This window comes from Paenibacillus sp. SC116, assembly GCF_024733555.1.
Taxonomy (GTDB): Bacteria; Bacillota; Bacilli; order Paenibacillales; family Paenibacillaceae; genus Paenibacillus_B.
This window is the reverse complement of the sequence record NZ_JANIOF010000010.1, coordinates 57,555-64,668: the sequence shown is the minus strand read 5'-3', so window position 1 is coordinate 64,668 and position 7,114 is coordinate 57,555. Positions and strand designations below refer to the sequence as shown.

Here is a 7,114-nt window from a genome sequence, read left to right as displayed (position 1 = left end):
ACACGAACGTTAAGTCCTCCAGCGCCGATGGTACTTGGACCGCAGGGTCCTGGGAGAGTAGGACGTCGCCAAGCAAACAAAACCCACTGATGATTTCATCGGTGGGTTTTGTTTTTTTATGAGTATTTATAGCTGTCGTGTCTATTTTGAGATGATTTTTTGCCCATGTTGTCTAGATTCATATTTATGATTGCTATTAACTATAGGATAAATTAAAAGAGCCATTAGTAGATACTCTGCTAATGGCTCTTTGATTGCGTAATATTGATCGATTTAATGTTCTACTATGCTTTGTAAATAGAAAACTCCTGTACCCCGAGTTTGATTAGTTTGTCATCCGAAATGCTAAGGGCTACTATGGTAGCAAACCAGCGTGGTCCCAAGAACCAAATATGCCAGAATAGGAATTGCAGAGTAAATCCTATTGGAAGCCAAATACTCATTACACCGATAATTAAGGACCCGATAAGAGTTATATACAGGAGTACCTTCATCCAGTAGTGGAAGCCTACAAATTGTTTCTCATACGGTAAGAAACCGATCCAAGGCAGCCTGAATTGGAATCCCCAGCGTTTACGATAATGGTATCGATCAATAACGAATAAGGAACGTGGAATAACATAATGGATCCAGAATAATATGAGCCAGGCAAGTCCTCCATATATGAGACCGATAAATCCTTCTGCCCATAAGGCCGCCATCCACGCAGCGAATCCAAGTAAAATATAGACTCTGTTTACCCAAGGCCCATATTTGATCTTGCGCAGCAGCTTGTAATGATAAAACGTTCGTTCTTGCGGTGGCTGCATGGAATCACTCCTTTCACGCGGAGATTTAGAACAAGTATTATATCGGTTCTTCGACTGCTAGAATGAAGATATAGATTTAAATATCAGTTTTTAGACGAATACAGACACCATTTGCCCATGATGTGCATAGGATGCAGCCTAAGGATAAAAGAATAACTATTTGAAAATAGGCTATGAAACTGTTTAATTTTCTATTAATCGGGCATGCTAGTATTATTGAAAATGTGTAAAGGTGGGATGGTCATGGATCGCCAGTCGGAGTCTTGCTGCATGATTTGCGGGGAAATGAAATCGGAAGGCATTGTCGTTGTCCATCAATTTATATGTTCGAGCTGTGAACAAGAAATTGTTCGTACGGATGTTAAAGATGCGAAGTACCCTATTTTTATCGATCGAATGAGGAAACTATGGATGCAGCTTCAAGCCTAGTCACTTATGATGTGTGGCTACAGATATTTGCCGTTAAATGCTTGCCTAGGATGATTATGTTGTTAGCGGAGAGCCCATTGGGCTCTTTTTCGTTTGTGTTTATTGCTCCTTGCTACAACAGGGAGATAGGGTACAATGGTTGTATTGAGTAATTAAGTATATTTCATCGGCATGTTAATAAAGGGGAAACTATGAGTAACGGTAATTCATATGATCGCCTCCCACTTGTAGAGGCGTTGCTTCGTTATGAAGGGCAAGGGCACGTTTCGATGCACGTGCCAGGCCATAAAGATGGGGCGGCTTATGTTAGAGCCGCTGAACGAGAAGCCGATAGCGAAAGGGCTGAGTTATATCGGCGCTATGCGGCTGTGTTAAGGCAGGACGTGACGGAGGTAGACGGCACGGATGACCTGCATCAGGCTACGGGGCCCATTCGTGAGGCCCAGGAGCTCGCTGCCGCTTGTTTTGGGGCGGAGGCGACATATTTCCTCGTAGGGGGCAGCACAGCCGGCAATGTGGCGGCCCTGCTAACCTGCTGCTCACAGCCGGGGGATATTGTACTTGTGCAGAGGAACGTGCACAAGTCTATTATTAACGGCTTGAAGCTGGCAGGGGCGCGGGCTGTATTTGTAAGCCCACGCCAAGATCGCGCTAGCGGCCTGCTTACAGCCCCATCTGTCGAGACGGTGGAGGCAGGGCTGGTACAATATCCGCAAGCGAAAGCAGTATTCCTTTGTAGCCCGAACTATTACGGGCTAGGCGTAGATATACAAGCCATGGCAGAAGCCGTGCATCGCCATGGCGTGCCACTATTTATCGATGAAGCCCATGGCGCGCATTATGGGTTGCATCCAGACTTGCCTCAGTCAGCTCTACAGGCAGGTGCCGACCTTGTCGTGCAATCCACGCATAAGATGCTGCTTGGTATGACAATGAGCGCTATGCTGCATATTCAAGGTCCACGTATTAATCGGGATCGTTTGCAGCGTATGCTTGCTATGGTACAGAGCTCAAGTCCATCCTATCCGTTAATGGCTTCACTGGATATGAGCCGGCATTGGGTTCAAACACAAGGTGATGACGCATTTACGATGGGTCTAGCGGCAGTTAGCACTGTACGTAAATTATTGCATGCGCTGAAGTCATTTGATGTCTTAGACATGTCTAGGGACAGCTCAATAGCATATGAATCTCAAGATCCTTTTAAACTTGTGATACGAGATGTGACGGGTCAGATGACGGGATATGAGCTGCTTAATCAGTTGACTTTGTATGGTGTTGTTGCGGAAATGGCGGACATACAATATGTTGTTCTGTTATTTACACTAGCTAATTCACAAGATGATGCTGAAAAAATAGTATTAGCACTTCGTGCCTTGGATAATCATTTACAAAATAATAGCTGCATGAAAGATGTAATCACAGCACAAGGGCATACTCAAGAACAGGCTCAAATAAAGGCTCAAGAGCATCTGCCTTGCGCCGAGCGCAAATACAATGTACAGAACTCGCAAATAGAAGCAGAGATTAGCGATGAACGAGTTAAACAATCTGATCATTTAGCTGATCCTATAAAGGTTATGTCTGAATCAATGAGTGGATCAGGGTCAACGACTAGTGACTATCGTCCATTAATAGAAATGAATCACTATAATCAAGGTGTATCTGAACCTGTTTCTTTTTCTATTTTTGAGGAAGACAAGCCTTCCCATAAGGTAGATTTGGAGCAGTCTATAGGTAAACAATCGGCAGAGTCCGTTATTCCATATCCACCTGGTATTCCACTTATTTATGCAGGTGAGCGTATTACGAAGGCCCATATCGATGAGCTTCGCATGCTAGCTCACGCTGGCGCGAAGTGCCAAGATGTGAGTGATCCACAGCTAAGAAGCCTTATTGTCTATGAAGATGTGAGTGATGAGAATAGTGATTAGGAACCGCACTGGGTAATGTGCATATGATATAAAAGGAGTAGTTTGAAATGGTTAAAAGAGGGTTGTTTATTACGTTGGAAGGTGGCGAAGGAGCCGGCAAATCAACAGCAATTCGCTTGCTGCAGCAGCAGCTAGAAGAATTAGGCCAGTCTGTAGTTGTCACTCGCGAGCCAGGTGGCATACACATTGCTGAGCGAATTCGCGAAGTGATTTTAGATAAAGAACATACAGCAATGGACGCTCGTACCGAAGCACTGCTTTATGCAGCAGCCCGTCGTCAGCACTTGGTTGAAAAGGTTAGGCCTGCGTTGGAAACAGGGGCAGTTGTGCTGTGTGACCGCTTTGTAGACAGCAGCTTGGCTTATCAAGGGCATGCAAGGGGGCTTGGCGTTGATGCTGTGTGGGAGATTAATCGCTTTGCTATACACGATCTGATGCCGGATATTACGTTCTGGTTGGATATAGATCCTGCAGTTGGGCTTGCACGCATCGCTGCTAATGCAGAGCGTGAGATTAACCGTCTGGATCAAGAGGGCTTCTCATTCCATGAACAGGTGCGTGCAGGCTATCAACTTCTAGCTGTAAAATATCCAGAACGCATCGTTCGCATAGATGCATCAGCGGATCCACAGTCGATTGCAACACAAATGTTAGATATTTTGCGCGTGCGAACAAGGAATTAAGGTTAATAATGTCTAATAAGTTCATGAGGCAGATATCGGTATAGCATGTGGAGTATATAAGCCTATATAAGGTAAATACCCACTCCCAACTTATCTAGCTTAAGCCTCTTATGATAAAATATAAGGAGGATGACGGCATGAAGTTAATAGTCGCGGTTATTCAGGATAAAGACAGCAATCGTCTCAGTCGAGCCCTTGTCAAGGAAGGTTTTCGTGCGACCAAGCTGGCGAGCACAGGCGGATTTCTTCGCTCAGGCAACACGACGTTTATGATTGGTGTTGAAGATGAACAAATTGAAGCGGCGTTGCATGTCATCCGTTCGAATTGCAAAGTTCGGGATCAACTGGTTACTCCGGTTACGCCAATGAGTGGCACAACCGATTCTTATATGCCTATGCCTGTTGAAGTGCAGGTTGGTGGAGCAACAGTGTTCGTCCTCCCTGTGGAGAGGTTCGAGCATTTCTAAGGCGGTGAAATAAGTGAAAATCAATCCAGGTTTCCGTCCGTTTGGTAAAGATATTCGTATGGGCGATCCGACTCCAAAGCCCGTTGCCAGCAAATCTTTCTCAGATATGATGCAGCAGCAGGATGGCAATGCATCAAGAGATGAGCTGCAGCAGCGGCTGCAAGATATTTATCGCCAAGGTGAGCGCTTAGGCAAGTCCATGACAGTACGTGAGCTACGAATGTACCGAACAATGGTAAAGCGCTTCTTAGAGGATACGGTTCGACGTGGAATCGGTATTCGTGAGGTAACGGGCTGGGACCGACGTGGCCGCAGCAAGCGATATAAGATTATCGAAGAGATTGATACAGCATTACTGGAAATGGCAGAGCAATTATTGCAAACGGAAGAAGGCAAGTTGCAGCTTCTGAATAATGTTGGCGAAATCCGAGGAATGCTAATTAATCTGTCATTCTAAATAATTGTAGTAATTATGTTAAGTGTTCTGCTGTCACAGCAGCAAGGTATGGAAAGGAAACGGCATATGTCTTTTGAAACGGTTCTTGGTCAAGAAAGAGCCAAGAAAATTGTTCAGCATGGGCTGCGTGCCGACAAGGTATCCCATGCTTATTTATTTAGTGGACCTATCGGTACAGGACGTAAGTTATTTGCACAGACGTTTGCTAAAGCACTGTTCTGTGAGCGTCTACAGGATGACTGTTGTGACTTATGTTTATCATGCCGTAAGATCGATCATGGTAACCATCCAGATGTTCATTTAATAGCGCCGGAAGGCCAGACGATCAAAATTGACCAGATTCGTGGACTACAGCGAGAATTATCCTATCGTACTCAGGCAACAGGACGTAAGGTATACATCATGGAACAGGCAGATAAAATGACGGTTCAGGCAGCTAACAGCCTGTTAAAGTTCTTGGAGGAGCCTACAAGCCCCACGGTGGCCATCCTAATTACTGAAAATGGACAAGCCATGCTGCCTACCATCATTTCGCGCTCGCAATTGGTACCATTTACACCGCAGGCACCACAAATGATGCTCCAGCACCTAGTGGAGGAAGGTTATCCGGTAGCACTGGCGCGTACATCTGTGCATTTGGTAAATGGATTGGATGCTGGCAGGGAATTATGCCAACAGAATTGGTTTGCAGAATTAAGAAACGTAATGTTACAATTAGGAAAGGAGTGCACATCTAAGCTAGGTACTGCACTTCTCATTGCACAACAGAAAGTATTCAAGACGGAACTTGCCGAGCACGCGGACATGCTCTTTGACTTGTTCCATCTTTGGTTTCGAGATATGCTAAATTACCAATTGAACCGACAAGACCATCTCATCTTCTCTGACCAAGTCGATACAATTAGCAAGATTGCATGGACCAAATCGACTCAAGAATGGGTTCATGTGATGGATTCGGCAGCAGAGGCTCAGAAGCGATTACGTGCAAACGTCAATCCGCAGCTGGTGTTTGAGCAGTTCCTGGTGGGTATGCAAGGAGGTACGTAATTGTATAATGTGGTCGGCGTCCGTTTTAAGCGAGCGGGCAAAATCTACTATTTCGACCCGGTTGAATGGCCGGTCCTGAAGGATCAGCATGTTATCGTCGAAACGGCGCGCGGCATCGAGTACGGCAAAGTAGTTATCGGTCCGAAGACGGTCGGCGAGAATGATGTGGTACTTCCACTGAAGAAAGTCATTCGCATTGCAACAGATACAGATGGAGAACTTGTTGATTCTAACCGGAAGGCAGCAAAAGATGCGTTCGGCATTTGTATGGAAAAGATTAAGACCCATCAGTTGAAAATGAAGCTGGTGGATGTAGAATATACGTTTGACCGCAACAAGATCATTTTTTACTTTACAGCTGAGGGCCGTGTTGATTTTCGGGAGCTTGTCAAAGATTTGGCAAGTGTGTTCCGCACCCGAATTGAATTGAGACAGATTGGTGTTCGAGATGAGGCTAAGATGCTAGGTGGTATCGGCCCATGTGGGCGCGTATTGTGCTGCTCGTCATGGCTTGGTGACTTTGAACCGGTTTCTATCAAAATGGCGAAAGACCAGAACTTATCGTTGAATCCTACCAAAATATCCGGTCTCTGTGGTCGACTCATGTGCTGCTTAAAGTATGAGCATGATAATTATGAAAGTGCTAAAGAAGAACTGCCAACGGTAGGAAAGATGGTTGTCACTTCTTTAGGAGATGGCAAAGTTGTTGGAATGAACGCAAGCGAACGCAAAGTGCACGTTCAGTTGTTTGAAATCGGCAAGGTAAAAGAACTATTGTTCGACGATGTTGTCGTAAAGTAACGATGATGAACTATGCATAGTGCTCTGGGGTGGGAACTTGGAGAAGAAAGATATTTTCGCACAAATACATGATTTGGAGACAAAGATGGGCAGTGTTCATGAAGAGCTTGGCTCATTGAAGATGATTGTGAAGGAGCTTCTAGAAGAGAATCAACGTCTTCTTATGGAGAATGAGCAGCTGCGTAAAGTGCTGCAGCATGATCATCAAGATTCTGAGCAAGCCTTGAAAGGCGCACAGCAATCTGTCCCTTCTACAATCGCTAATCTTCAGTCAGACGAACTGGAGAAGGATAATGTTGTCGGTGAAGGTTACGATAACTTGGCAAGATTGTATTATGAAGGCTTCCATATTTGCAATGTATATTACGGTCACTTGCGGACAGAGGGCGACTGTTTGTTCTGCCTTTCTTTCCTCAACAAATAAACAATGCCGTAGGTAAAGGAACTTGGCGTTCCTCGGCCTACGGTTTTTGTGTATTGATAGGCA

Annotated in this window: 9 protein-coding genes and 1 rRNA gene; 9 read left to right on the top strand and 1 reads right to left on the bottom strand. The window is 45.1% G+C overall.

All coding sequences use genetic code 11. The annotated features are described in order from the left end of the window. Positions 1–74 (top strand): 5S ribosomal RNA (gene rrf, locus NQ117_RS24240); the annotation flags it as partial. A 210-nt stretch (positions 75–284) separates the two neighbouring features. Here the strand turns inward: rrf and NQ117_RS23445 are convergent. Beyond that, positions 285–809 (bottom strand): hypothetical protein, encoded by a 525-nt coding sequence (locus NQ117_RS23445; RefSeq protein ID WP_258280427.1) that lies wholly within the window; start codon positions 807–809, stop codon positions 285–287. A 243-nt stretch (positions 810–1,052) separates the two neighbouring features. Between NQ117_RS23445 and NQ117_RS23440 the strand changes: the two genes are divergently transcribed. The 8 genes from NQ117_RS23440 to NQ117_RS23405 all read left to right on the top strand — a co-directional run bounded on the left by NQ117_RS23440 (position 1,053) and on the right by NQ117_RS23405 (position 7,051). Further along, positions 1,053–1,238, top strand: a complete 186-nt coding sequence (locus NQ117_RS23440; protein ID WP_258280426.1) for a sigma factor G inhibitor Gin — start codon at positions 1,053–1,055, stop codon at positions 1,236–1,238. 191 nt (positions 1,239–1,429) lie between these two features. Continuing rightward, positions 1,430–3,172 (top strand): aminotransferase class I/II-fold pyridoxal phosphate-dependent enzyme, encoded by a 1,743-nt coding sequence (locus tag NQ117_RS23435; protein WP_258280425.1) that lies wholly within the window; start codon positions 1,430–1,432, stop codon positions 3,170–3,172. Positions 3,173–3,219: 47 nt separating this feature from the next. Next, positions 3,220–3,855, top strand: a complete 636-nt coding sequence (gene tmk, locus NQ117_RS23430; protein ID WP_258280424.1) for a dTMP kinase — start codon at positions 3,220–3,222, stop codon at positions 3,853–3,855. 137 nt (positions 3,856–3,992) lie between these two features. Further along, on the top strand, positions 3,993–4,322 hold the full coding sequence (locus NQ117_RS23425) for a cyclic-di-AMP receptor (RefSeq protein WP_144995378.1): 330 nt from the start codon (positions 3,993–3,995) through the stop codon (positions 4,320–4,322). A 13-nt stretch (positions 4,323–4,335) separates the two neighbouring features. Then, positions 4,336–4,779, top strand: coding sequence for a YaaR family protein (locus tag NQ117_RS23420; RefSeq protein WP_258280423.1), 444 nt, complete (start codon positions 4,336–4,338; stop codon positions 4,777–4,779). Positions 4,780–4,845: 66 nt separating this feature from the next. After that, complete coding sequence (holB, locus tag NQ117_RS23415; RefSeq protein ID WP_258280422.1) at positions 4,846–5,826, top strand: DNA polymerase III subunit delta'; 981 nt, start codon at positions 4,846–4,848, stop codon at positions 5,824–5,826. Continuing rightward, positions 5,827–6,627: a PSP1 domain-containing protein gene (locus tag NQ117_RS23410; RefSeq protein WP_258280421.1), complete on the top strand. Its 801-nt coding sequence runs from the start codon at positions 5,827–5,829 to the stop codon at positions 6,625–6,627. Positions 6,628–6,664: 37 nt separating this feature from the next. Continuing rightward, the gene (locus NQ117_RS23405; RefSeq protein WP_258280420.1) at positions 6,665–7,051 is read left to right on the top strand and encodes an initiation-control protein YabA; all 387 of its coding nucleotides are present in this window, start codon (positions 6,665–6,667) and stop codon (positions 7,049–7,051) included. The last annotated feature ends 63 nt before the right edge of the window (positions 7,052–7,114 follow it).